Below are 22213 nucleotides of genomic sequence, written 5' to 3' on the forward strand. Positions count from 1 at the left end.
GCGCTTTCCCCTCCGCTCGTTCGGAGGGGAGCCCCCTGCTTTGCTGTATCTGCTCATCGTTGTTTGAAATGCTTGTACCGAAGGAATGTGTTCTATGGCTCAAACGCAAAGTCAGCAGGCGGCTGTGCTGCAAGGGCAGAAGACGCGACAACGCTCAGGACGCCGGGTCAAAGGGTTATGGCTCTATGTGCTGGCGGTGCCGCTCCTTGTGGTGATGGCCTTCCCGTATCTCTTTTTGATCCTGCAATCGTTTGCATCGTGGGATCAGGTAAATCGAACCTTTCTCCCGACATCCTTTACGCTGCGTTCCTATCAGTGGATCTTTAATGGTGGTGGCTATCTGGCTCAGCCCTGGCTCCAGGCCCTTTTGAACAGTATTCTGGTCACTGCCGTTGATAGTATCAGCATGGTCGCTCTGGGCGCGATCGTCGGCTATGCGCTTTCGGTCATGGAGTTCCGGGGGAAAAAGCTCATCAATAACTTTATCCTCTTCCAGATGTTTTATCCTGGCATCATTCTGCTGGTGCCCACCTTTTTGATTATTCGCTATAGCGGCTTCTATAACACATACTGGGCAATGATTATCCCAAAAATGATGAGTCTCTGGGCGGTCTTTATGTATACCGGCTTCTTCCGCTCGGTCTCGCCCGAGGTGATCGAGGCCGCTCGTCTGGACGGGGCAAGCGAGCTACAGATTGTCTTCCGCATTATGATGCCGATGGCGCGTTCTATCACAACCATTATCTTCCTGTTTGTGAGTATGGAGCGCTGGACGGATTTAATGTGGGACTTGATTGTTGTGAAGGATGCTTCCCGGCAGACGTTGAACGTCTTGCTCTCAACCATGTTTGGTCCGTATGGCACCTATCAGGGCCCATTGTATGCCGCTGGTGTGATTTTGACCCTGCCGGTTCTGCTGCTGTTTATCGCGTTCAGCCGCAACTTCGTCAAGGGCGTCCAGCTCGTGTTGCGTTAGAGAGGTGAAGAATGAGTGTACAAGCTGCGGAACAGTGGAAGAAGCGCCGGTCATGGGCGAAAGAGATTCAGGGGTGGCTCTTTACCAGCCCATACCTGATTTTTACGATCATCTTCTTTTTGATACCCCTCGTTTGGAGTATCTTTCTGGTCTTCCAGAACTGGAATTTGATCTCGCCGCACCCTACTTTTATCGGGCTGAAGAACTTTCAGGAGGCGCTGGCAAGCCCGCGAGTCTGGCAGGCGTTCTTTGTGTCGTATAAGTTCCTGATCCTGTTCATTCCGCTGGTGATGGCGGCCTCGATCGGGCTGGCCCTGATCGTGCATAGCATCCCGCGTTTCAAGTCGCTCTTTGCGGTCGGCTTTTTCCTGCCGTATCTGGCCTCTGGTGTGGTGTCAACGCTGGTGGTGCAGGGCATTCTTTCGTATGATGGCCCGTTTAATGCGACGCTGCGTTCGCTTTTTGGCGTCTCGATCGACTGGCTGAACAACGGCTGGACGGCGACCCTGGTGATTGTCCTGTTGATGGTCTGGAAGTTCTCGGGCTATTATGCGCTGATCTTTCTGTCCGGGTTGCAGGGCATTCCCGATGAGATCTATGAAGCGGCGTCAATCGATGGGGCCAATGCCTGGGTGCGCTTCTGGCGGATCACTCTGCCGATGCTCTACCCGGCCTTCTATACCGTGTTGATTCTGGCTGTAGGGTTGATGTTCTCGATCTTCACCGAGCCCTTCTTGCTGACAAAAGGTGGGCCGAATATGGCTACCCAGACCTGGCAGCTAGAGATCTACTATCAGGCGTTCAACCAGTTCCGTTCCGGCTATGGTGCAACCGTGGCCTTGATTAATGCGGTCGTAACGCTGGTTTCCATTGTCATTATTCGTCGAATTGTTGAGGCGTGGGGCCGCCGCTATGGCTGGTAGCGCCTCGAGAGCTAATGAAATAGTGTTGTAGGAGTGTGTATCGTGTCAGATTTTGCGCAGCGTTTTGAAACAAATCCGCTTTTGCGCCCCCGGGATGTCAAACCAAGCATGGAAGGGCTGGTTGTCGAGTGCCTGTTAAATCCCGGCGCATTTCAGTTTCAGGGAAAGACCGGGCTGTTGCTGCGCGTCGCCGAGCGGCCTGAGCAGAGTGAGGATGAGGTCAGCGCCCTGACGATTGATCCGACGACGGAGAGCGGGTTACAGATTCTCAAGTGCAAAAAGGATGATCCTGAGCTGGATTATGGCAGCGATCCGCGTGGTTTCGGCTACAAGGGAAAGTGGTATCTGACGACGCTCTCGCATCTGCGGCTGGCATGGAGCGAGGACGGCGTGCATTTCACGGTAGATGAGAAGCCGACGCTGCTTGGTGATGGCGAGCTGGAGACGTTTGGTATCGAGGATTGCCGCGTGCTTCAGCTTGAGGGGCGCTATTACCTGACCTATACCGCTGTCTCCGAGAATGGCTATGGGGTCGGCATGATCAGTACGGAGGACTGGCAGACGTTCAAGCGCCACGGGATGATTTTGCCGCCACCCAATAAGGATTGTGCGCTCTTCCCCGAAAAGATCAACGGCTATTACTATGCGATGCATCGCCCGACACTTGGCAATGAGGGCCTGGGCGGAAACTATATCTGGATCAGTAAATCTCCCGATCTGGTGCACTGGGGCGAGCATACGTGCGTGCTCAAGTCGCGTCCGGGGATGTGGGATTCGGTGCGTGTGGGCGCGGGTGCGGCTCCGACCCGAACGGACGAGGGCTGGCTTGAGATCTATCATGGAGCGGACGAGCAGAATCGCTATTGCCTCGGCGCGGTCCTGTTCGACCTGAACGATCCGACAAAAGTGCTTGCTCGCTCGACGAAGCCGCTCATGGAGCCTATTGCGCCGTACGAGCGGACCGGTTTCTTCGGGAATGTGGTGTTTGCGAATGGCGTCATTGAGCATGGCGATACGCTCACTGTGTACTATGGGGCCTCGGACGAGGTGGTATGCGGGGCGACGTTCTCCATCCGCGAGATTCTGAACTCGCTGCGCTAGCGGCGGAAAGGATGAGATCATGCCGATAGGGCTTGGAATTGTTGGATATGGCGGTTTTGGCGCTTTTACCGCGGATGTGTATGCCCGTATGGATGAGGTGCGGATTGTCGCGCTGACCGATACCGATGCCAACCGGCTCGCGGAGGGGGCACAGCGCTATCAGGCGCGCGCTTACCCCGATCTGGAGCACCTGTTGCAAGATCCGGAGGTCGAGCTTGTGGCGATCTCTACGCCTCCCTGGTTGCATGTGCCGCAGGCGCTTGCCGCTGTGGAGGCCGGAAAGCATGTGTTCCTGGAAAAGCCGCTTGCCACGACGCTTGAGGATGCCGACCGGCTGCTGAAGCGGGTTCGGGAGCAGGGGGTGCGTCTGAGCGTTGATTATGTGCTGCGCCGTATCCCGATCTACCGGACGCTGCAAAAGCTGATCAAGAGCCGCTTGCTTGGCGACATCGCCTTTCTGCGACTGGAGAATGTCGCTTCTAATGAGGCGCTGCATGCGAATCATTGGTTCTGGGATCGCGCGCGCAGTGGCGGTATTTTTATCGAGCATGGCGTGCATTTCTTTGATCTGGGCAATCAACTGTGTGGCGTGCGGCCCGAGACTGTGACGGCCTATGCGCGGAATGCCGTTGACGGGCGACAGGATCGCGTGTTGTCCGCGGTTTCGTATGAGAATGGCGTGCTGGCAAGCTTCTACCACGCCTTTGACCGGCCCGCGATTCTGGAACAGACCGTGCTGCGTGTGGGGCTGGATCAGGGCAACGTGACGGTCTATGGCTGGATCCCGGAGCAGATGGATGTGCGGGGAGTGTTGCCCGAGGAGCAACGCGGCGCGCTTGCCACTTTGCTTGGCACTGATCTCAACGTGCTGAATCTGCCGGCCCCGGAAGGGATTACAGGCGCGACGGCGGGGCAGGTGGTGGAAGCAACATTGACCAGCACGCAGCGGACAGCCGATTATCAGGAGGCCATTCGTCTCGGCATGGCGGATCTGGTGCGTTCGATTCTCGATCCGCATTATACGCCTGAAGTGACGCTAGAAGATGCCTACGACAGCTTTCGCCTGGCCTATCTTTCTCAGCGCTCGCTTGAGACGGGACAGAGCCTCTCTTTCTAGCAAGCTTCAGGCGCAGGAAAGCCTCCCCTGAACCAACTCAGCGGAGGCTTTCTGCCGAGTGCAGAACGTGCTGCACTCTCATATCCCTCAAACCTTCCCGGTTCGTAGTGGGGGTGGTATGCGAGAGCAAACCACCAACACTCTATCTAAGTAAACGACCAGAAGGTGATTTTTTTCCGTCTTTTTTCGACTATATTCTAGCAAAATCCAGCAGGGGAAATATGCTAGGAGTGGCTTTCAACCAGCGTGTTTGACGGCTGTGCTGAACGCTGTAATAACCGTTTGGTCAACCAGATTTTCGCCTCGTCTTCTGTCTGACATGCCTGTGCGGGACAACCCATCAGAGTCTGTGAGCGCTTTACATAGTGCGATAAAGCGGTTGCTTCAACTGAGGGTGCATGCAGAGCGACCCCAACACAATAGCGCCCGATTGCATCCCTTCGGTTTTGCTGCCATTGGCTTCCGAGTCGGGCGGCTTCCGGCTCGATCTGCTGATTGCTTCCATGATGTCGGATGAAAAGGCCAAACGGTTCCTTACGAGCAAGCCAGCGCTCCCAGGCCGCCATAGAAAGCTGTACATCTTTCAACGTTACAACGCCTTCACTCTCCATCATCACCAGCGGCCAGGAACGTTCATCGAGACGAAACATGGTGCTGTACTCCTTTTTTGCTATACTGTGGATCTTCTCTCTATCTGTTCGGGTAGCACGGCCTGTAGAGCCGCGCCCCGCCTGAATTCATACGGAAGAGTTATTTCCGATCTCGCTACTAGGATATTATGTCGGTTCGCTCTATTTGTCAAGCCTGTTCCTGTGAAAAGGGCGTATATTACGCGCCGCATTCAGAAATGAGAGCGTATTGTGACCGCCCATTCCCTTTCTCCGCAAATATCCATTTGATCTCTTCTGCTGCTGCTTTTTGAATGCGAGATGTGAGAGCAGGCCGATGTATTCAGCAAGGCATTCCGGGAGAGCCGGGGCGCTCTCTTGAGCATGGCGAAGCGCCTTCTCTAAACCTGTTTTTGTCTATTGACGTCAGGGATCCGCGAATGAGCAGATTTCTATCGTTTGTATTTGATAGCGGCAGAAAGCTCTGCATGTGACGGAAGATCGGGCTTTTCTCGAAAAAGCTGCAATGTCCAGAGAAGTAGAAGTTGTGCTACCAGAGTGGAGCGTATTGAAGCTATACTGAAGTAAGAGCAACCTGGCATGTAGTACATGAGAGCGACTATTGAAAAGAGAAAAAGTACATGGTATACTCTCTATGTCAATCGAAATATTCAAGCAAAATAAGAAAAGAGATCTGGCAAACAGCAGAAAGGGTAATGACTTTCTCGACGCGTCCATTGCAGTAAAGCTGTAGATGCTGCGTGGTATCCTGCATCCTGAAAAGAAGTAGCCCTGCTTAGAGGTATGTTGGTACGCGCTTGTCTGGCTTCTATACCGGGTGCAGGTGATCCATAGATAATCGTGTTGTATCGAAGCATAGTCATGAGAGAAAGGATTCTCCCATATGTCAGGAAAACCATTCCCCCGAGTATGGCGTCTGGCTCTCATCCCCTCGCTGATGGCGCTGCTCCTGTTGTTGCTTGCTTCAACTGTGACAAGCTCAGCTCAGGCGTCTGGCAGCGATGTTTCCAGCAAAACGGTCACGCAGTCCTCGGAGTCTGCCGCGAACTACTGGACTGCTGAACGGATGCGGACAGCCCAGCCCAAGCAGGTGGTGGTGCGCGACTCGTTAACCCAGCCGCAAGCCCAGAAGAAGCCCAAGCCTCAGCCGCTGGCTGCAACGCCGGTCCCGACCTCTTCCTATTCGACCTTCCCCTATGCGACAATAGGTAAAGTCTTCTTTACTGATAGTCGCACCAACACCAACTATGTCTGTTCTGGCACGGCGGTTCAGAGCAGCAATGGAAGCGTCGTTGATACCGCCGGTCACTGTGTTGCTGAAGAGGGCTCGGGCAATAATTACTACACCAACTGGATTTTCTGCCCGCAGTATCTTGACGGCTCCTGTCCGAAAGGAAAATGGACGGCCCGTCGGCTCTTCGCGCATAGCCGCTGGCTGAACAATGCTGACTTCGCTTATGATCTGGGTGAGGCCGTGATGAACACACTGAACGGCAGGACGCTGGTCGCCACGGTGGGTGGCGTGCAGTATGGCGCGAACCTGTCCCGCTCCCAGACATGGCATGCCCTCGGTTATCCTGCTGCTGCACCTTTTAACGGCAACCGCATGTATGAGTGCGTGTCGACGAAGGTGGCAGACGATAGCGGCAGCCCGCAGCCTATCGGCATCTCGTGCAATATGACCGGTGGGTGTAGCGGCGGCGGCTGGTTAATTCAAGTGAATGGCACATGGTATGTGAACGGGCATAACGACTATGGTTACTCCAACCGTCCGGGTGTCCTGTTCTCGCCATACTATGGGTCGGCAGCCCAGAGCCTGTTCAATACAGCTCAGGCCGCATAACAAGCAGCGCGTGCGCCCTCTGAGACAAGGGACTGTCTCAGTTACAATACATACCTGCCGAGCAGGGCAATATGTGGAGACGGCCAGACAAGGAGGTTTGGCCGTCTTCTCGTTGTTAATCCCGTTGCAGAGCCTCTTGAGGCACAACACAGATGTATTCTTTGACGCGGGGAATAACCTCGTTGATAAAGCAGCGGCATTGTTCGCGATAGTTGCCCGCGATCGGCCAGAAGATGAAGGAGTCAAGGGCAAGCTCGGTGTAAAAATGGGTGATCCATTCTGCCCATTCCTGTTCGGTGCCGACGATAAAGCCCGGCTGTTTGGCGTGAATGCGCTCTTTCGGCCCTACGATGACCCCGAGCAGGTTATAGAGCCGCCGAATGCTATTGATGTCTCGTCCGGCTTGCTGTGCGCTTTCGTCCAGCGTTTCCTGTATCTGTGGTACGCTTTTTGGCTCGACCCAGTTATGTGAGATCATGAGCCCATCGGCCAGGCGCCCGATCAGCCTGAGCATGCGCGGTTTGATGCCGCCAACCCAGATGGGAAGCGGGCGCGTCGGGAATGGCCCCGGCTCGGCGTCACGGAGCGAGTAGAAGCGACCCTCAAAAGAAACTCGTTTCTGTGGCTCGCTGTACCAGAGGAGCTGGAAAATATGAATTGCCTCTTCCAGCGCCTCCACAGCCTCACCAGGCGTGCGCTTTGGTCCTCCATAGGATGTGATGCCTTCCTGGAAAGCTCCGGCTCCGATGCCCGGTTCAAACCGTCCTTCAGTCAGGTGATCCAGTGTGGTAAATGATTTTGCCAGGATTGCTGGAGGACGCAGGGGCAGATTCGCGACATTGGTAATAAAGCGTACATGGCGGGTTCGGGCTGCCAGATAGCTGACGAGCGTCCAGGTATCGAGAAACCGCCCGTTATAGGGATGATCCTGGATGCCGATAAAATCAAGCCGACGTTCGTCCGCAAGCTGTGCCAGATCAAACGCCAGATCAAGCGCCTTGAAGGCTGGATCAACATTGATGCCGAATTGCAGAGGAAGTGTGGCAGTACGGTACATATGGTGTACTCCCTTCTAGAAACCATCGCGGAAAATGCTCTTTCTTCAGTATAGAGTATGGATATAGAGTACACGTATGAAGGAGCGGGTGACCGTTTCACCCGCGTGCGAGCGCTACAGGGATGAGCGAGAACGTGTTGCTATGTTCTACAATTGATCTAGCAGGGGAGTGAGAAGCCATCTCCTGGATACTTGCTATGGAGGTAGATATGAGAACCGTGATTATTACTGGAATCTCTGGCGGTCTGGGGAAAGCGCTGTTTGATCGCCTGGCACAGGAGCAGGATGTGCGTCTTCTGGGGATCGGGCGGCATTTCTTGCCCGATCAGGTTCAACGGGCAACGCTCTGGCAGCACGATCTGAGCCGGGTCGAGGATGTGCCAAAGCGGGAGGCGTTTGCTTGTTTCTTGCTCGAACATCCCTGCGATGAGGTCGTATTTCTGCATAATGCTGGCATGGTCGAGCCGCTTGGTCCCGTCGGGCAACTGGACAGCGCTCAGATGGTTTCGGCGGTGCACCTGAACCTGCTTGCGCCCATGCTGCTGACGAACGAGTTTCTCGCGGCTGTGAGTGGGCTGGACGTGCGCGTGAAGCTGCTCTTTATCTCGTCTGGTGCGGCAAAGCGGGTGATTGAGGGCTGGTCGGTCTATTGTGCCACGAAAGCGGGCGGCGAGCAGTTTTTTGATGTGCTGGCTGCGCAATATAAGCAGGATGAGCGCTATCTGATTGCCAGCGTGAACCCGGGCGTGATGGATACGAACATGCAGCGGGTCATTCGCAGCGGGGTTGATTTCCCCGAGAAGGAGCGCTATGTGCGACTGAAGGAGGAAGGGCAGCTACCCGCGCCCGATGCGGTTGCAGAGCGGATTGTGCAAGAGTACGGACTTGTGTAGGGGGTGCTGCCTGGAACTTCTCCCAGGCAGCGAATCCGTTACATGGGAGCACCTCCTGTCACGTAAGCTAGTTGAGCGCTTGTGAGGTAGGTTTTCCTTTAGTCTACACAAGAAATGTGTACATTCCATTGAAAAAGTGTCTGGTATTTGTAAACAAACTGTCAAAAACCGGGAAATACTGTCGTTTCGTGCATATATCTGAGCTTTTTAGGGCGTCTCGCTGTTGAAGCGCATGGGAAGCGGGGGCGCCAATTGCTACGCGAACTCCGACGCTCGGAACGACATCTTCCATTTCTGTTCTCTCTCAAGTATAACATGTTTTTGCACTTGTAGGGAATGCATTTTGCCCCCGGTTTCTTGCTTGTCTGCTGTATTGTGATACAAATGTTAGCGATGAGATTTGCCCCCGTATTCCTTGACAGAGAAGGCATATTCGTCAACAATATTATAGACCTTTCGTTCTGTTAGTTGCTTTCTGATGGTTGAACTCTATGACAGATCCAACGATTCGGGCTCGGCTTGCCTCGACTGCTGAAATAAACGAGCAAGAGGCCGTCCAGCTTGTGAACTTGATTAATGCCGCGTATGGCCTGCACCGTGATATTTTCCGCGAGGATCGCCTTGATGATGTGTCGCACCTGTATGAAGAGCTCTCTGAGCATCCTGAGAACCGTGTCCTGCTGCTCTACGAGGGGGATGAGCTGATTGCAACGGTAATGGTACGCCCGGAAGCGGAGGCGTTGTATATCGGGCTGTTTGCCGTTGCGCTGTCACGGCAGGGGCAGGGGCTTGGCAGTACCGTTCTACGAATGGTTGAGCAGGTAGCGCGTAAGCAAGGCCTGTCGCGGCTTCGCCTGCATGCGGTTCGGGAGATCGGGAATGTAATGTTTTACGAGCGGCGTGGCTTTCGCGTGATCGCTGAAAAGCAGCGTGCCGCCGGGGATTGGGGTTCGGTTGCGCCTTTTATTTCCGCTGAAATGATCAAAGAGCTACAATAATGAACACTGAAGCGGCGCAAGCAACCACGCCGCTTCTCCTCTATCGAAGAAAGATTCCTCTTTTCTAAAAGCGTACGACGCAGTGATAGGTGCGGATGTATCTATGTGTGCCAGCGCGTCTGTCGCAACAGAGAGCGATACTGACTCGGGGAGATGCCGACCGTCATCTTGAATTGGCGTGAGAATGCACTATGGTCGGTGTAGCCACAGGAATACGCGATTTCTACGATGCTCATGTTGCTCTTGAGAAGCTGTGTCGCGGCTTGTAGCCGGGTCTTGATAATAAGCTGCTTGGGGGTCAGATCGAAGATGCGCTGCATATAGCGCTCAAACTGAGCGACGGAGAGGTGTGCTATCTGTGCAAGCTGTTCGATCTTGAGCGGTTGCTGATAGTGATTCTGAATGTAGGTCACAACGTCGGCGACGCGTTGATAGACGGGGTGTCCTTTGTCTGGCATGCGCAGATCCCGGGAGATGCCTGTGAGGCCGACAATATGCCCCTGATGGTCGAAAAGCGGTATTTTATAGGTCAGACACCAACCCGGCGCACGACTGAGGTAAAGATGCAACTCAAGCTGATTCTGGATGACCTGCCCGCTTCTGATGACGTGTTGATCCTGTGCGACGTAGCAAGCGCCTAACTCTGGCGGGAAGACCTCAAGCGGCGTGCGCCCCACAATCTCGCTTTTCTGGCGGCAGCCACAGCGCCGCATCAGCGTCTCATTGACTATTCTATAACGTCCTCCGGCATCTTTCACAAAGAAGACGACATCATCGAGCTGATCGAAAAGAGCTTCGGCAAAGAACGGTGTTGCCAATGCCTGAGCAAGCTGCTGAAGCTCAATCTCCGAACGGATGGGAGGAAGGGGTGTTGAAAGCTGGTGCATCGCTCCTCCTTTTGCAGGATCACACAGCGGATCAGACGATCTTTCTTCCATATTACGCAAAAGAATGCATAAAAGCAAGAGCGCGGTTGGGAGCTGGAAGACACACAGAGGCCAGTGGAGCCATGCAGGAAAATGGCAGGAGTGCGGCATTTCCGGGGTCAAGAAGAGGGGCAGGTTTGTCGGAAAGTTGTGCAGAAATCGTCATGAATTCTGTGGCAATTCCACAAGACAGCCGCCATTTCAGGAAGTATGATAGAGCAAAGAACATTCTGCTCGATTTTCGGGGAAAAGAGGGTACCGTGCGAAACATTGTGATTGTTGATTCGCACACAGGAGGCGAGCCGACGCGTGTTGTCCTTGAGGGCGCTCCTGATCTCGGTTCGGGAAGCCTTGCCGAGCGGCTGCACCTCTTGCGTGAGCGCTATGACTGGTTTCGGACGGCGATTGTTTCGGAACCACGCGCCTCTGAAGCAATGGTTGGGGCGCTGCTCTGCGAGCCTACGGACCCGGATTGTGTGACCGGGGTTATCTATTTTGATAATGCGACCTATCTGGGCATGTGCGGGCATGGCACGATTGGTCTTGTCGCGACACTGGCCTATCTTGGCCGTATCGGGCCGGGCAGGCATCGAATTGAGACGCCGGTGGGGATCGTCACCGCCGAGTTGCACGCCGACGGGCGGGTGTCCGTATACAATGTTCCCGCGTATCGGCATGCCGAGAACGTGCGGCTTGTCGTCGAGGGCTACGGACAGGTCAGCGGTGAGATTGCCTGGGGCGGAAACTGGTTCTTTCTGTGTGAGGATCACGGGCAGGACTTGCGCTTCGAGCGGCTTGAGGTGCTGACTGACTGTTGCTGGCGTATTCGTGAGGCGCTGGTGCGCGAGGGCCTGACCGGGGCGAACGGTGCGGAGATCGACCATATTATTCTCTATGCGCCGGGCACGCATGGGGCGCACAGCAAGAACTTTGTGCTCTGTCCGGGCAAGGAGTATGATCGCTCGCCATGCGGGACCGGAACAAGCGCGAAACTGGCCTGCCTGGCGGCTGCGGGCAGACTTCAACCGGGCGAGGTCTGGGTACAGGAGAGCATCATAGGCAGCCGTTTTGAGGCGACCTATACGCCTGCTGCGGATGGTCAGATTCTTCCCTGTATTACTGGTTCTGCCTCTATTATGCTGGAAGGGAAGCTGATCTTCGAGGAGCGCGATCCCTTCCGTTGGGGAATCGGACATGCGCAGAACCTTTGATGTGTTGATCGTCGGTGCCGGGATTGTGGGCGCGGCCTGTGCTCTGGAACTGGCCTCTGCCGGGCTTTCGGTCGGAGTGATCGAGTGCGACACGGTGGGAAGCGGCGCGACCGCTGCGGGCATGGGACACCTTGTCGTGATGGATGACAGTGAGGCGCAGTTACAGCTCACGCGCTATTCTCAAACGCTCTGGGAAGAACTGGTGCGGCCTGATCCGAGGCCGCACGAGTACACTCGATGTGGGACGATCTGGGTCGCGGAAGATGCCTCGGAGATGCAGGCGGTGCATAAGAAGTATGAGCTGTACCGGACGCATGGGATTCCGTGTGAGGTGCTGGATGAGCGGCAGCTTGCTGAGTTGGAGCCGAATGTGCGTCCTGGTCTGGCTGGCGGCTTGCTGGTACCGGAAGATAGCGCCGTCTATCCACCTCGAAGCGCGGCACTGCTGCTTCAACGGGCGCTGGATCTGGGTGCAGAGCTGATTCATGCACGTGTCCTGAAGCTGTTGCCACAGGGAGTCTATCTGAATACGAGTATTTCTGTCTTTGCGGAACGATTGGTGATCGCGAATGGAGCGCGGGTTATTGAGCTGCTTCCCGAGGTGCCGGTTGAGCCGAAAAAAGGGCATCTCGTGATTACTGATCGTTATCCCGGATATGTGCGCCATCAGCTTGTTGAGTTTGGGTATATCAAAAATGCCCATGCAACACATGGGGACTCTGTTTCCTTTAATGTTCAGCCAAGACCGACCGGGCAACTGTTGATAGGCTCCTCGCGTCAGCCTGGCGTGGCAACTCGCGAGGTTGAGCATGCAATGGTGAGCAGGATGCTTGAGCAGGCATTGCGCTATCTGCCGGGGCTCGGGGAGCTGCATTGTGTGCGTACCTGGGTCGGGTTTCGTGCTGCCAGCCCGGACGGGTTGCCGTTGATTGGCCCGCATCCCTCGCGGCCCGGGGTCTGGCTGGCGACCGGTCACGAGGGTCTGGGAGTCACGACCTCGCTGGCAACGGCCCGCCTGCTGGCGGCACAGCTTCTACAGCGAGAACCGGAAATACCAGTAGAACCATATTTACCGTCGCGTTTCTTGCAGGAGAGAGGGCATGGTGCATCTAACCGTGAACGGGCGCGTCGTGAGCGTGCCTGAAGGAAGCATGGTAGCGGCTGCGCTGATGGTTGCCGAAGTCGGCGCGTTTCGACATTCGGTGCAGGGAGACGTCAGAGCGCCGCTCTGTGGCATGGGGATCTGTTTTGAGTGTCGTGTCACGATCAATGGTCAGGCGCATTGCCTGAGCTGCCAGACGGTCTGTGAAGACGGAATGGAAGTGGTCACGACATGAAGACGCTCTCTTTTGCGGTTCTTGTGGTTGGTGCCGGACCCGCGGGACTTGCGGCGGCGACCAGTGCGGCCCGAGGCAATTTCTCGGTTGGTTTGCTTGATGAGAACCCCGCGCCGGGAGGGCAGATCTGGCGCGGAGGCAGGACGCATGCACCCGGTAAGCAGGCGCGTGTCTGGCTCTCGCTTGCTGAGCTGCCAGAGGTCACGCCGCTGTATCGTACAAAGGTGGTTGCACCTCTCGGGACGCGGGCGCTGCTTGCTGAGCGGCCCGACGGCCCTGTGCTCATCGAGTTCGAGCGGCTGATTCTGGCCACGGGGGCGCGTGAACGCTTTCTGCCCTTCCCTGGCTGGACTCTGCCGGGGGTGATGGGTGCAGGAGGCCTGCAAGCGCTGGTCAAGGGCGGTTTACCGGTCGAGGGCAAGCGCATTGTGGTCGCGGGTAGCGGCCCTTTGCTGCTTGCGGTGGCCGCCTTTCTGAAGTCAAAGGGTGCGCATGTGCTGCTGGTGGCCGAGCAAACGCCCTGGCACCGATTGGGCGCTTTTGCCTTGCAGCTTCCCCGGTATGGGCGGCAGTTTCGGCAGGCAGGACAGCTCGGTCTACACCTGTACAACGTGCCGTTTCACGCGGATTCCTGGGTGACGCAGGCACATGGGGATAAGCGGCTCATGGCGGTCTCGGTGCGCATGGGAGGCCGGGTGAAGACGCTGGACTGTGATTATCTGGCCTGTGGTTTCGGTCTGGTGCCCAACAGCGAGCTCGCGGCGGCTTTTGGCTGTGAGCTCTTCGAGGGCTCTGTGCGCGTGGATGCCTGGCAGCGCACGAGTGTTGAAGGAATCTACTGCGTTGGAGAGGCGACGGGCATTGGTGGGGTTGATGTCTCGCTGGCGGAAGGCCAGATTGCGGGCTATGCGGCCATCGGTCAGCTAGAGCGGGCGCGGACGTATTTTCCTGCTCGTGAGAAGGCGGCCCGTTTCGCGGCGCTTCTGGCGCGGAATTTTGCCTTGCGCGATGAGTTGAGACATCTTGCCACCGATGAAACGCTGCTCTGTCGCTGTGAAGATGTGCCCTATGGTGAGGCGAAACAGCAGGCAAGTTGGCGGAGCGCTCGCTTACAGACGCGTTGTGGGATGGGGCCATGCCAGGGGCGCGTCTGTGGGGCGGCGGCCTCGTTTCTATTTGGTTGGACGCCTGATTCGGTGCGGCCTCCCGTCTCGGTTGCACGGGTGGAAACACTGGCCCTGACACCGGAAACAATCATGAGGAGAAGAACACAATGAAGGTTAATTGGAGAGGCGTGCTGCCTGCCATTACAACACCATTTATGGAAGATGGCAGTATTGATTACACGTTCTTTGCACAGCATTGTCAATGGATGATCGAAGCGGGATGTGTCGGGCTGGTGCCCATCGGTTCACTTGGTGAGAGCGCAACGTTGAGTTTTGAAGAAAAAAGAGAACTGCTCAAGGTAGCGGTGCAGGCGGTTGGCGAGCGCGTGCCCGTCATTCCGGGAATCGCGGCGCTCTCGACTGCTGAAGCGGTGCGACTTGCTCAGGCTGCCGAAGAGGTCGGCTGTAGTGGGCTGATGGTGCTGCCTCCCTATGTCTACTCGACTGATTGGCGCGAGATGAAGGCCCATGTGGATGCCGTGATTCGGGCGACGAAACTTCCCGTCATGCTCTATAATAATCCTCCTGCCTATAAAACCGATTTTCTACCGGAGCAGATTGCCGAACTGGCGAGCGAGCACGCCAATCTGGAAGCCGTCAAGGAATCGAGCTCAGATGTGCGGCGTGTGACCGCGCTTCGGGCGCTGCTTGGCGATCGCTTGAATATCCTGGTGGGCGTTGATGACTGCATCGTAGAGGGCATCCAGGCGGGTGCCGTAGGCTGGATCGCAGGTCTGGTGAACGCGTTCCCTGTTGAATCGGTCGCGCTGTTCCGCATGGCTCAGGAGGTGCGCGAGGGGCGTGGGGATCGTGCCAGACTCGATGCGCTCTATGCCTGGTTCCTGCCGCTATTGCGCCTGGATACCGTGACAAAGTTCGTTCAATTGATTAAACTGACACAAGAGATGGTTGGCATGGGAAGTGCTCGGGTGCGTCCGCCACGTCTCGAAGTCGTCGGAGACGAGCTTGAAACAGCGCGGCGCATTATTTCTCATGCCCTTGAACAACGTACTCAGCTTCCCCTCTAGAGAGGAGCAAGGAGGATTATGAGTCAACCCGTTCTTATCGCAGGAAAATGGCGGCCCGCTCTCCATGAGGCAGGAACCATACAGGCAACCAATCCATCGACGCGTCAGCCCTTGCCTGAACGCTATCCTGTTTCGGATCGCGAAGACATGCTTGCGGCCTTGAACGCGGCAACCGAGGCGGCGCAACAGCTTCGCCAGACTGTGCCAGAAACGATTGCAGCATTTTTTGAACGCTATGCAGCTTTACTTGAGGAGCATCAAGAGACGCTGGTGGCGCTGGCCCATGCGGAAACTGGATTGCCAGTCGAACCGCGTCTTCGTAAGGTGGAATTGCCTCGCACCACGAATCAGCTTCGGCAGGCGGCACAGGTGGCCCGTGAAGGTTCCTGGAAACAACCGGTGATCGATACAAAGCTGAACATTCGGGCGCTCTTCGCCCCGCTTGGTAAGCCGGTTGTGATCTTCGGTCCGAACAACTTTCCCTATGCCTTTAACGGGATCTCGGGTGGTGATTTCGTGGCCGCGCTGATTGCCCATAACCCGGTGATCGCGAAAGCCAATCCCGGTCATCCGGGTACTACATACGAGCTGGCGAAACTGGCTTTTCAGGCCGTGCAAGAGACCGGGATGCCCGAGGCGTCGGTGCAATTGCTCTATCATTTCTCGAATGAAGTTGGCCTGGAACTGGTCTCGCATCCGCTGGTGGGCGCGGTTGGTTTTACTGGCTCGCAGGCGGCAGGCCTAGCGCTCAAAGCCGCAGCCGATCGAGCAGGCATTCCGATCTATCTGGAAATGTCGGGCGTGAACCCTGTCTTTATGCTTCCGGGAGCGCTTGAGGAGCGCCTTGAGCAGATTGTTGGTGAGTTCACCGAGTCCTGCACGATGGCAGCGGGTCAGTTCTGCACCAATCCCGGGCTGGTTATTCTGCGTGCCGGTGAGACAACCGAGCGCTTTATCAATGCGGTCAGCGAGCGCTTTGCCAGCATGCGATCGGGCGTCCTGTTCAGCGAGCGCGGCCTGACCGGACTTGATGCAACCGTCAAGGCGCTTGTGGAGCATGGCGCGCAGGTGGTCACCGGGGGCCAGCCGCTTGATGATGAGGGCTATCGCTATGCGAACACGCTGCTACGGGTGTCGGGTGAGCACTTCTTGCGTGATGTGGAGGCCCTGGAAAAGGAGGCGTTTGGCCCGGTGAGCCTTTTTGTCGTCGCCGAGGACGAGCAGCAGATACTGGCGATTGCCCGGGTGCTTTCGGGCGACCTGACCGGGACGATCTATAGCCATACCGGCGATCGTGATGAGGCGCTCTACCTGCAGTTGGAGCCAGTCTTGCGGACAAAGGTTGGTCGTTTGCTGAATGATAAGATGCCGACGGGCGTTGCGGTCAGTTCGGCGATGAATCATGGCGGGCCATATCCCTCGACCGGCCATCCTGGCTTTACCTCGGTGGGACTGCCCGCGGCGGTGCGTCGCTTCACGGCGCTGCATTCCTACGATGCCGTGCGTCCGCATCGTTTGCCCCCTGAGCTGCAAAACAAGAATCCGAACGGGCGGCTCTGGCGGCTCATTGATGGCGAGTGGACACAGCAGGATATCGACTAGCGCTTCCTTATCCCGCTTCTCGGAGCGCTCTTCGGGGCGCTCCTTCTCCAAAAATGATCGGGTCTCCGTTCTGGCTCCATGCGATATATGCTTGAACCTCTCATTGAACCCTGACTCGCTTTCTTCATGACCTCCCTGCCTGCTGTATAGCAGATATATCTATATCTATGGTTGAAAATATTTTTCATCAAGACAGTCGATTTGAAAATAGAGATTCATAAACTAAATATAGGATACTTTTCCAGCCTATTGAGAAAAGAATCAAAAAACTATATACTATTCTCCATATACAAGTATGGTGTGAGGTTCGGAGGGAGGAAGGAACATCGAGATGACGAAAACGGCCACGAAGGGTATCCCCATTTCATGCTATTTTGCCTCTGTTGATCAACCACTGCATGATGAGCTGAAGAAACATATGAGTGCATTACAGTTGTTGGGGGTGATAGACTCATGGAATGAATACCGAATAGACACAGGGGCATGTTGGAGACAAGCAATTTATCAATGTTATGAATCACCGTGTATCATCTTGTTGCTACTCAGCGCTGATTTTCTGGCAATGGATTACCTGCAATATGGTCGGCTGCCAGAAGTACTTGGAAAGCAGGATACACGTCATGTGACCAAAGCATGTGTGATCCCTGTCCTGCTGCGTCCGATTGTCTGGGAAGAGGTCGCGAATGGCTATGCACTGCTTCCCGAGAACAAGCAACCTGTGATTGATTGGCCGGATCGCGATCATGCCTTTGTCGCCATTGTGCGCAGTATCAAAGCGGTAGCATCTGCGCTCTTGATGGAACAGTGGCAGGAAGAGAGCCAGAGCCTTTTAGAGAAGAAACAGTTTAAAGTTATTTTCCCTCGTTTTGGGCGTGTTGGCAAATTCAGGATGGGGTGAAATCGGGGGCGTGGCCCGCACAGGGTAAGCGGGCCAGCATCTATTTCTCGCTCGCGTGAGGGCTTATAAAGCGCGGCGGGAGTCTTTGAAGGCACGGAGCAAGGCGAGCAGGATCCAGGCTCCGATAATGGCAACGATCAGGCTTCCCCAGAACCCGAAGATCGCGTTCGGTGCAAGGAGCTCCATGAGCAGGCCTCCAAGAAATGCACCAATAAGCCCGACTATAATATCGCTGAGCAACCCAAACCCGCTGCCACGCATTACCGTTCCTGCGATTGCGCCTGCGATCAGCCCGATGAGCAACCAGGCAATGACTCCACCGGGATCGAGGATGGCCCCGAAAAGGAATGCTGCAAGAGCTATGTTCATGTTTCCCCTCCTTCTTCTTCGACCAGCATGACGGCAGCTTTGCTGAAAACGTGAAACTGTACTGATAGACACGGAGATTCCCCTGTATATCGTTTCATCTTTTAACGAATCTGGCTATACTCTAAGCCAATTCTCATCTTCTTTCTCAGCGGCCATTTTCCAGCTATGCTTGAGCGCGGCGTGTGTCGTTTGCATGTAGAGTGTAGAGGGTATAATGCTTTCTAGAGAGGCGTGATGTGCCAGCCTCCGCTGATTGGTGCTGTCACGAAGGAAAGGGAAAGCGATTATGAAAGAGCAAGCTGGACAACAGCAGATACCGGTCAAAGTCTATCGCACGGCTGAGCGCGTGATGATTGTTGCGCCGATGCCAGGGCTGGAGCCGGATGATATCTCTATCGAAGTCACGAGCCAGAACCACCTGATTTTGCAGGGGAAGCTCCGCGGGGCTTTGAAAGATAACAATGAGAAAGAGCTATTGATTGATGAATGGAGTGTTGGGAGATATTACCGGGATCTTGAGCTCATCGTGCCTGTTGATGCACAGTGCGCCAACGTGACTTATGGGAATGGAGTCGTGACGGTGACGCTGCCGGTCGGCTCGAAAACGCGTCCGGCTCGTCTGACTCTTGAGCGCATGTCGGCGACACATGGACAGCATCGCGGCAATGCCGGACGTCCTCCTGTCTGTGTGCGCCCTGAAGCCGCTTCAAAGCAGGTTCACTAGTTTTTTCTGTGACCGGATACAGGGAAAGAGCGCATGCCATCGGGCTGAACGCGTTTCTCTGTATCGGTCAAATTGGTGGGGGTACTTGACGACAGGGGACAATCTATGGTACACATGTAAGAAGATAAGAAATTGCTGTGATGGGGACCAGTACATTTGTCTGGGTGCACAGAGAGTGGATATCTGGCAGCTGAGAGATACCGCCACAAAGCAGATGGAACCCACCCCTGAGCTGCTGATGAGGAATCAGCCGGGTTTGCCCTCCGTTAGCGGGGCCATGAGATAGCAACGGTACAATGAGCCTCATGCTGTGCGCCTCATTCTGTTGCTAACGAAGGTGGTACCACGGAAGCGCGTTCTTTCGTCCTTCAGGACGGGAGGGCGTTTTTTTATACCTGTTTGACGGGTTTGTGGTTTGAGAGGAGAACGCGGCGCTGGAGCCTGGCATGCATGCATCTTTCCCGGGCTTGCTCTGGTCCGCCGACCTCGGTGTGCAAGAAAGGATTGGGATTCTGATGAGTACACGAGAGCGTTTGATGCTTCTCGGAGCTGGCTCTATGGCTGAAGCTCTCATCAAGGGGCTGCTCGACGCACGTTTGCTTGCGCCTGAGCAGATCACGATTAGCAATCGGTCACACCCTGAACGGTTAGCGGCTCTTCAGGAGCGGTATGGAGTTACTATTTGTCGGGAGAAGGAGGCAAGCATTCGGGAGGCCACTCTTGTGGTGCTGACGGTGAAACCATTTGATGTGGTCGCCGCTTTACAGGAAATTGCGTCCTTCCTTACGCCTGCTCAATTGCTGATCTCGGTCGCTGCGGGCGTGAGTACGGAGGCAATCGAGCAACTTGTCCGAAAACCTGTGCCGATCATACGCGCAATGCCCAATACGTCTAGCTTTGTCCGTGAGTCGGCGACCGCGCTCTGTCGGGGGCGTCAGGCGACTGCCGAGCATGTGGAAATCGCACAGCGTTTGTTCTCAGCAATCGGAAGCTCGGTTGTTGTGGATGAGGCGCTGATGGACGCTGTCACCGGTCTTTCGGGAACCGGCCCGGCTTACTTCTACTATGTTGTTGAGGCCCTGATGGAAGCGGGCGAAGCCTGTGGCCTTGCTCCGGATATCTGCCGCTCGTTGCTGCTCCAGACGCTTGCTGGATCGGCAAAGATGTTGCAGGAGACCGGCGAGGACCCGGCCACCTTACGCCGCCAGGTGACGTCCCCGAACGGAACCACTATGGCGGGAATCGCAGTTCTGGAGCAGGGCGGCTTGAAGCCTCTGTTCGTGAGAGCTGTGCAGCGAGCGACCCAACGAGCGCTTGAAATGGGTCAGGAAATACATATCCCCTCATCGACAGGTAACATCTCTTCCTCCTCGTTACCTGCATCAAAACGGCATTAGAGAACCTTTTTTCTCGATATATAATCGATACGGCATCAACAAGGAGAACAATGAAATATGGATGTACGCGAATTATGGGAGTTTGAACGTGCTCATGGCGCTCACACCTATGAGCCTCTGGACATCATTCTGACGCGGGGTGAAGGCGTCTGGGTCTATGACACCGAGGGCCGTAAGTATCTCGATGCGCTCAGCGCCTACTCTGCCCTGAATCAGGGTCACTGTCATCCTCGCCTGGTGAACGCGATGATCGAGCAGGCGAAAAAGCTCGCTCTGACCTCGCGTGCCTTTCAGAATGACCAGTACCCGTTATTCCTCTACCGGCTCACGCGGCTGACCGGCTTTGACGCCGCGTTGCCGATGAATAGCGGTGTTGAGGCAGTCGAAACGGCGCTCAAGCTTGCGCGGAAGTGGGCCTATGTCGTCAAGCAGGTGCCGCTGGATCAGGCCGAGGTGATTGTTGCAGAAAACAATTTCCACGGTCGCACCATCACGGCCATTTCGGCCTCGACCGAGGAGCACTATCGCAAGTACTTCGGCCCGTTTACGCCCGGCTTTGTGACGGTGCCCTATGGCGATGCAAACGCGCTTGAGGCGGCCATCACGCCACACACCGCGGCTGTTCTGCTTGAGCCGATTCAGGGCGAGGCGGGGGTCAATGTGCCGCCTGCCGGATACCTGCAAACGGTGCGGACGCTTTGTGAGCGCCACAACGTTCTGCTGATTACCGACGAGATTCAGACCGGGCTTGGTCGAACCGGGAAACTCTTCGCGTTCCAGCACGAGAGCATCCGCCCCGATATCGTGACGATCGGGAAGGCGCTCGGTGGTGGCATGTATCCGGTCAGCGCGATTCTGGCGGATCGTGCGTTGATGGATCTTTTTGTGCCAGGCGAGCATGGCTCGACCTTCGGTGGAAACCCGCTTGCGGCGGCGGTCGCGATCGAGGCACTCAATGTACTGGTTGACGAGGGGTTGATTGAGCGCTCGGCAGAACTGGGCGAGTACGCGCTTGGGAAGCTGAGACGGCTTTCCAGCCCGTTGGTGAAGGAGGTTCGCGGGAAAGGGCTGCTGATCGGCATTGAGCTGATGCCGCAGGCGGGCGGTGCACGCCACTACTGCGAGTTGCTGAAGGAGCGTGGCCTGCTCTGTAAGGAGACGCACGAGAACGTGATCCGCTTCGCTCCGCCGCTTGTGATCGAGCGCGAGACGCTTGATTGGGCGCTGGATCAGATCATCAGCGTGTTAGAGGCCTAGGCATATGGAAGCAGGGGAGTCGCGCAGACTGCTCTGCTTCTTTTTCAGGGCAACTATATTTGAATTTTTGGATATATGGCGCACTTTGAAAAAAGATCCGGGGGCGTTTTTGACGAAAGGACCAGCTCAGGGGGCCTGTAGCGCTGGATGACCCCTTTTTTGTTGCCTCTTGACAGTATGGGATATACTGAAAAAGATTATCGATGATGTGAAGCAGACTTCGCAAATGGAATGATCCTTGCCAGGTTTGTGTTATCATTGATAGAGAGTGTAGAGTGCTCCGTGCGAGAAGTAGAGAAACAAACCTATTGCAAGCCGTGCGCAATACACACGTAGCATTTGTCTGGGGGATTGCCCCCGCAAGCAAGTAAAGAAAGAAGCAATCAAGAACATGCAAACGACCGATCAGAAACTGTATTGCCGCGACTGCAATCAGGAATTCATTTTCACTGCCGGAGAGCAGGAGTTCTACGCAAGCCGTGGACTGATGAATCCCCCTTCTCGCTGCCCCGAGTGTCGTGCTGCCCGCAAGGGTCGCATGGGTGGTAGCCGTGGTGGTGGTTATCAGCGCGATTCCTATCGTGAGGAGCGCCCGATGTATACCACGACCTGCGCAAGCTGCGGGAATACAGCACGGGTTCCTTTCGAGCCTCGTGCCGATCGTCCGGTCTACTGTAGCGACTGTTTCCAGTCACAGCGCCCTTCGGATCGGGGTGGTAGCCGTGGTGGAAACCGCCGTTCTCGCTGGTAAAAACGCACTG

22 protein-coding genes are annotated in these 22213 nt (G+C 55.7%); 18 read left to right on the plus strand and 4 right to left on the minus strand.

Annotated features, from left to right (window positions below):
• Nucleotides 1-214 precede the first annotated feature (214 nt).
• From EI42_RS14580 to EI42_RS14595, 4 genes are read left to right on the plus strand one after another with little or no spacing between them, the layout of a single operon-like run.
• Nucleotides 215-976, plus strand: a complete 762-nt coding sequence (locus EI42_RS14580) for a carbohydrate ABC transporter permease (RefSeq protein ID WP_346268193.1) — start codon at nt 215-217, stop codon at nt 974-976.
• A gap of 11 nt (nt 977-987) precedes the next feature.
• A complete protein-coding gene (locus EI42_RS14585; protein WP_111323236.1) occupies nt 988-1899 on the plus strand; it encodes a carbohydrate ABC transporter permease in 912 nt (303 codons plus the stop codon).
• Nucleotides 1900-1941: 42 nt separating this feature from the next.
• Complete coding sequence (locus tag EI42_RS14590) at nt 1942-3000, plus strand: glycoside hydrolase family 130 protein (protein ID WP_211326176.1); 1059 nt, start codon at nt 1942-1944, stop codon at nt 2998-3000.
• 19 nt (nt 3001-3019) lie between these two features.
• Entirely contained in the window at nt 3020-4117 is a 1098-nt protein-coding gene (locus EI42_RS14595) for a Gfo/Idh/MocA family oxidoreductase (RefSeq protein WP_111323238.1), read from the plus strand.
• 224 nt (nt 4118-4341) lie between these two features.
• On the opposite strand, the gene EI42_RS14600 is transcribed toward EI42_RS14595, so the two are convergent.
• Complete coding sequence (locus EI42_RS14600) at nt 4342-4767, minus strand: hypothetical protein (RefSeq protein WP_111323240.1); 426 nt, start codon at nt 4765-4767, stop codon at nt 4342-4344.
• A gap of 862 nt (nt 4768-5629) precedes the next feature.
• Between EI42_RS14600 and EI42_RS14605 the strand changes: the two genes are divergently transcribed.
• Nucleotides 5630-6589 carry a trypsin-like serine peptidase gene (locus EI42_RS14605; RefSeq protein ID WP_111323242.1) on the plus strand — a complete coding sequence of 320 codons (960 nt, stop codon included), beginning with the start codon at nt 5630-5632 and terminating at the stop codon, nt 6587-6589.
• A 115-nt stretch (nt 6590-6704) separates the two neighbouring features.
• Here EI42_RS14605 and EI42_RS14610 read toward each other — a convergent pair whose 3' ends face one another.
• The gene (locus EI42_RS14610) at nt 6705-7646 is read right to left on the minus strand and encodes an LLM class flavin-dependent oxidoreductase (protein WP_111323244.1); all 942 of its coding nucleotides are present in this window, start codon (nt 7644-7646) and stop codon (nt 6705-6707) included.
• A gap of 209 nt (nt 7647-7855) precedes the next feature.
• Here EI42_RS14610 and EI42_RS14615 point away from each other — a divergent pair, with 209 nt between their 5' ends.
• Entirely contained in the window at nt 7856-8539 is a 684-nt protein-coding gene (locus EI42_RS14615) for an SDR family NAD(P)-dependent oxidoreductase (protein WP_170142629.1), read from the plus strand.
• Nucleotides 8540-9030: 491 nt separating this feature from the next.
• On the plus strand, nt 9031-9537 hold the full coding sequence (locus tag EI42_RS14620) for a GNAT family N-acetyltransferase (protein WP_111323248.1): 507 nt from the start codon (nt 9031-9033) through the stop codon (nt 9535-9537).
• Between the two features lie 101 nt (nt 9538-9638).
• Here EI42_RS14620 and EI42_RS14625 read toward each other — a convergent pair whose 3' ends face one another.
• The gene (locus tag EI42_RS14625) at nt 9639-10424 is read right to left on the minus strand and encodes an AraC family transcriptional regulator (protein ID WP_111323250.1); all 786 of its coding nucleotides are present in this window, start codon (nt 10422-10424) and stop codon (nt 9639-9641) included.
• 299 nt (nt 10425-10723) lie between these two features.
• Here EI42_RS14625 and EI42_RS14630 point away from each other — a divergent pair, with 299 nt between their 5' ends.
• The 7 genes from EI42_RS14630 (at nt 10724) to EI42_RS14660 (ending at nt 17705) form a co-directional block, all read left to right on the plus strand.
• The gene (locus EI42_RS14630; RefSeq protein ID WP_111323460.1) at nt 10724-11674 is read left to right on the plus strand and encodes a proline racemase family protein; all 951 of its coding nucleotides are present in this window, start codon (nt 10724-10726) and stop codon (nt 11672-11674) included.
• The gene (locus tag EI42_RS14635) at nt 11658-12818 is read left to right on the plus strand and encodes an NAD(P)/FAD-dependent oxidoreductase (RefSeq protein ID WP_111323252.1); all 1161 of its coding nucleotides are present in this window, start codon (nt 11658-11660) and stop codon (nt 12816-12818) included. Before EI42_RS14630 ends, EI42_RS14635 begins: the two co-directional genes overlap by 17 nt.
• Nucleotides 12775-13011: a (2Fe-2S)-binding protein gene (locus tag EI42_RS14640; RefSeq protein ID WP_111323462.1), complete on the plus strand. Its 237-nt coding sequence runs from the start codon at nt 12775-12777 to the stop codon at nt 13009-13011. Before EI42_RS14635 ends, EI42_RS14640 begins: the two co-directional genes overlap by 44 nt.
• Nucleotides 13008-14288, plus strand: a complete 1281-nt coding sequence (locus EI42_RS14645) for an NAD(P)/FAD-dependent oxidoreductase (RefSeq protein WP_111323254.1) — start codon at nt 13008-13010, stop codon at nt 14286-14288. Before EI42_RS14640 ends, EI42_RS14645 begins: the two co-directional genes overlap by 4 nt.
• Entirely contained in the window at nt 14285-15205 is a 921-nt protein-coding gene (locus tag EI42_RS14650; RefSeq protein ID WP_111323256.1) for a dihydrodipicolinate synthase family protein, read from the plus strand. The genes EI42_RS14645 and EI42_RS14650 overlap by 4 nt, the downstream gene beginning before the upstream one ends.
• Before the next feature lie 18 nt (nt 15206-15223).
• Complete coding sequence (locus tag EI42_RS14655; protein ID WP_174843894.1) at nt 15224-16807, plus strand: aldehyde dehydrogenase (NADP(+)); 1584 nt, start codon at nt 15224-15226, stop codon at nt 16805-16807.
• Nucleotides 16808-17138: 331 nt separating this feature from the next.
• Nucleotides 17139-17705 carry a hypothetical protein gene (locus tag EI42_RS14660; protein ID WP_111323260.1) on the plus strand — a complete coding sequence of 189 codons (567 nt, stop codon included), beginning with the start codon at nt 17139-17141 and terminating at the stop codon, nt 17703-17705.
• A gap of 63 nt (nt 17706-17768) precedes the next feature.
• Here the strand turns inward: EI42_RS14660 and EI42_RS14665 are convergent, their stop codons facing one another.
• Nucleotides 17769-18074, minus strand: coding sequence for a GlsB/YeaQ/YmgE family stress response membrane protein (locus tag EI42_RS14665; RefSeq protein WP_111323262.1), 306 nt, complete (start codon nt 18072-18074; stop codon nt 17769-17771).
• Between the two features lie 286 nt (nt 18075-18360).
• Between EI42_RS14665 and EI42_RS14670 the strand changes: the two genes are divergently transcribed.
• The 4 genes from EI42_RS14670 to EI42_RS14685 all read left to right on the plus strand — a co-directional run bounded on the left by EI42_RS14670 (nt 18361) and on the right by EI42_RS14685 (nt 22203).
• Nucleotides 18361-18798: an Hsp20/alpha crystallin family protein gene (locus EI42_RS14670; RefSeq protein ID WP_111323264.1), complete on the plus strand. Its 438-nt coding sequence runs from the start codon at nt 18361-18363 to the stop codon at nt 18796-18798.
• Nucleotides 18799-19313: 515 nt separating this feature from the next.
• Nucleotides 19314-20195, plus strand: a complete 882-nt coding sequence (proC, locus tag EI42_RS14675) for a pyrroline-5-carboxylate reductase (protein WP_170142630.1) — start codon at nt 19314-19316, stop codon at nt 20193-20195.
• Nucleotides 20196-20252: 57 nt separating this feature from the next.
• Nucleotides 20253-21452, plus strand: a complete 1200-nt coding sequence (gene rocD / locus EI42_RS14680; protein WP_111323268.1) for an ornithine--oxo-acid transaminase — start codon at nt 20253-20255, stop codon at nt 21450-21452.
• A 391-nt stretch (nt 21453-21843) separates the two neighbouring features.
• A complete protein-coding gene (locus tag EI42_RS14685; RefSeq protein ID WP_111323270.1) occupies nt 21844-22203 on the plus strand; it encodes a zinc-ribbon domain containing protein in 360 nt (119 codons plus the stop codon).
• Nucleotides 22204-22213 lie beyond the last annotated feature (10 nt).

This window comes from Thermosporothrix hazakensis, from assembly GCF_003253565.1.
GTDB lineage: Bacteria > Chloroflexota > Ktedonobacteria > Ktedonobacterales > Ktedonobacteraceae > Thermosporothrix > Thermosporothrix hazakensis.

Bases quoted from the DNA above. Each gene is read 5' to 3' on its own strand.
- EI42_RS14605 (WP_111323242.1), top strand. From the start codon at position 5,630: ATGTCAGGAAAACCATTCCCCCGAGTATGGCGTCTGGCTCTCATCCCC.
- EI42_RS14645 (WP_111323254.1), top strand. From the start codon at position 13,008: ATGAAGACGCTCTCTTTTGCGGTTCTTGTGGTTGGTGCCGGACCCGCG.
- EI42_RS14600 (WP_111323240.1), bottom strand. From the start codon at position 4,767: ATGTTTCGTCTCGATGAACGTTCCTGGCCGCTGGTGATGATGGAGAGT.
- EI42_RS14585 (WP_111323236.1), top strand. From the start codon at position 988: ATGAGTGTACAAGCTGCGGAACAGTGGAAGAAGCGCCGGTCATGGGCG.
- EI42_RS14595 (WP_111323238.1), top strand. From the start codon at position 3,020: ATGCCGATAGGGCTTGGAATTGTTGGATATGGCGGTTTTGGCGCTTTT.
- EI42_RS14685 (WP_111323270.1), top strand. From the start codon at position 21,844: ATGCAAACGACCGATCAGAAACTGTATTGCCGCGACTGCAATCAGGAA.
- EI42_RS14670 (WP_111323264.1), top strand. From the start codon at position 18,361: ATGAAAGAGCAAGCTGGACAACAGCAGATACCGGTCAAAGTCTATCGC.
- EI42_RS14580 (WP_346268193.1), top strand. From the start codon at position 215: ATGGCCTTCCCGTATCTCTTTTTGATCCTGCAATCGTTTGCATCGTGG.
- proC (WP_170142630.1), top strand. From the start codon at position 19,314: ATGAGTACACGAGAGCGTTTGATGCTTCTCGGAGCTGGCTCTATGGCT.
- EI42_RS14640 (WP_111323462.1), top strand. From the start codon at position 12,775: ATGGTGCATCTAACCGTGAACGGGCGCGTCGTGAGCGTGCCTGAAGGA.
- EI42_RS14615 (WP_170142629.1), top strand. From the start codon at position 7,856: ATGAGAACCGTGATTATTACTGGAATCTCTGGCGGTCTGGGGAAAGCG.
- EI42_RS14655 (WP_174843894.1), top strand. From the start codon at position 15,224: ATGAGTCAACCCGTTCTTATCGCAGGAAAATGGCGGCCCGCTCTCCAT.
- EI42_RS14660 (WP_111323260.1), top strand. From the start codon at position 17,139: ATGACGAAAACGGCCACGAAGGGTATCCCCATTTCATGCTATTTTGCC.
- EI42_RS14625 (WP_111323250.1), bottom strand. From the start codon at position 10,424: ATGCACCAGCTTTCAACACCCCTTCCTCCCATCCGTTCGGAGATTGAG.
- EI42_RS14635 (WP_111323252.1), top strand. From the start codon at position 11,658: ATGCGCAGAACCTTTGATGTGTTGATCGTCGGTGCCGGGATTGTGGGC.
- EI42_RS14620 (WP_111323248.1), top strand. From the start codon at position 9,031: ATGACAGATCCAACGATTCGGGCTCGGCTTGCCTCGACTGCTGAAATA.
- EI42_RS14665 (WP_111323262.1), bottom strand. From the start codon at position 18,074: ATGAACATAGCTCTTGCAGCATTCCTTTTCGGGGCCATCCTCGATCCC.
- EI42_RS14610 (WP_111323244.1), bottom strand. From the start codon at position 7,646: ATGTACCGTACTGCCACACTTCCTCTGCAATTCGGCATCAATGTTGAT.
- EI42_RS14650 (WP_111323256.1), top strand. From the start codon at position 14,285: ATGAAGGTTAATTGGAGAGGCGTGCTGCCTGCCATTACAACACCATTT.
- rocD (WP_111323268.1), top strand. From the start codon at position 20,253: ATGGATGTACGCGAATTATGGGAGTTTGAACGTGCTCATGGCGCTCAC.